At 25.9% G+C, this 1,876-nt stretch carries 1 protein-coding gene; it reads right to left on the bottom strand.

Annotated features, from left to right (window positions below; genetic code table 11):
• A partial coding sequence (locus tag BN1173_RS00715) for a peptidoglycan D,D-transpeptidase FtsI family protein (protein WP_040235910.1) occupies nt 1-1,776 on the bottom strand: 1,776 nt, incomplete at its 3' end.
• Between the last annotated feature and the right edge of the window lie 100 nt (nt 1,777-1,876).

Here is a 1,876-nt window from a genome sequence, read left to right as displayed (position 1 = left end):
ATTTATATAGTCTTTTAAAATTTTCATTAAGTCTCTTTTAGAGAGTCCCTTGAGGTTTGGTAAGGTTTCTTTTATGTTATGTTTTATTATAGGTTTTGGTATACTGATTTTTGAAGAAATTTTAATTTTGTTGTATTCTTCTTTATTGTTTTTCTGTTCAATTAAATTTATTATTTCTCTAGCCATTGGTGCAGCGATTCTTGTTCCATATATGATTTTTTTGGGGTATCTGTATACGACATAAATAATATATTTTGGATCTTCTGTAGGATATATTACGAGTATTGAAGATGTATAATCTTCATTTGAATATTTACCTGTATTTTGATCTATTACTTGGGAAGTTCCACTTTTGGCTGAAATGCTTAAGTTTTTTGTCTTAAGTTTTGGTATGCCTCCTTTATTTACAACTTCTCTCATCAATTTTAAAACTTTTTTTGCTGTGTGTTCAGATATTACTTTTTTAATTTCTTCTTTAGGAAATTCTTGAATTGTATCTTGCATTTCATTGATTATTTTTTTTATGATTTTTGGTTTTAACATGATTCCTTTGTTACTCAATACGCTAGCAGCTTGTAATATTTGAATGGCAGAAACTCCTATTTCTTGTCCAAACCCAATTGTGGCTTTGCTTCGTCCTGACCATTTTGAATGATGATTTAAGATGCCTTTTGTTTCTCCGGGGAAAGGGAATCCAACTCTTTCTCCAAAACCAAAATCTATTAGTTTGTTGTAGAAATATTCATTATTGATTTTGTCTGTAATATGAGCTATTCCTACATTAGAGGAATAAAGTAAAATTCCACTAAGATCAATATAATCATAAGGAGGATTTAATGTTTTAATTATAATTGTTTCTCCTGATTTGAATTTTTTTTGATATATACCGTTATCTAAAAATTTTTCGTTTGGTTTTAATAGTCCACTATCTAATAGAATAGCTACTGTAAATATTTTATTAATACTTCCAGGTTCATAGGTTAGTGATGTTGAAAAGTTGTTCCATATCTCTTTAGAATATTGTGAATAATAATTGGCATCATATTGTGGAAATTGAAGCATTGATAAAATTTCTCCATTCTTAGCATCCATTACTATTGTAATCATATTTTCAGGTTTATTTTCTTGAAAATATTTTTTGGCTATTTGATTTATATTGTTTTGAAGATCTATGTCTATTGTTAGGTAAATATTGTTTGTACTTAGTTTTTCATTTATAGATTGTTGTTTTGTAAAATCTTCGTTTAATATGGAGTTTAGAGAAAATTCAATACCTGTAAGTCCAATATTATCAATACCTACAAATCCTGTAATATTGCTTGTCAATTCTTTAAATGGATAAATTCTTTTATAATCTGGATAAAGTATGATATCTTTTAGTCTTCCTTCTGATTGAATTCTTTTGATTAGTTCTGATTCTTCTTTTGTTATTTGTCGTTTTATATACTGAAATCCTTTTTTTGACAACAGTTTTTGTTTTATTGTTTGAGGATCAATTTTTAATATTGCACCAAGAGTTTCTGACGTGTTTACAATATTTTTTATTTTTCTTGGATCTGTTCCTACTGAATATGATTTTGAAGAGAAAGCTATTATTTTGCCATTTCTATCATAAATGTTACCCCTTCTTGATATATGATTTATTTTTTGAGAAAAATGTTGCATATTTTTTGAAAACATTAGTATGAAATATTGATAGATTGTTAACAGTGTTATTATGAGAAAAATTGTCAGTATGATGTTTAATCTTAAGCTACTAGCAAAATTTTTATTCATCAATTATTTAGATGCTCCTTATTTTTGAATAAATATCATAATACTTAAGAATTTTATTATTAATTTTGATTAATTTTTTCTCATATTTATAATATTATAT

This window comes from Borrelia crocidurae (assembly GCF_000825665.2).
Lineage (GTDB): Bacteria > Spirochaetota > Spirochaetia > Borreliales > Borreliaceae > Borrelia > Borrelia duttonii.
Note: the sequence above shows the minus strand (reverse complement) of the source record. Positions and strands in the feature narration are given on the sequence as shown.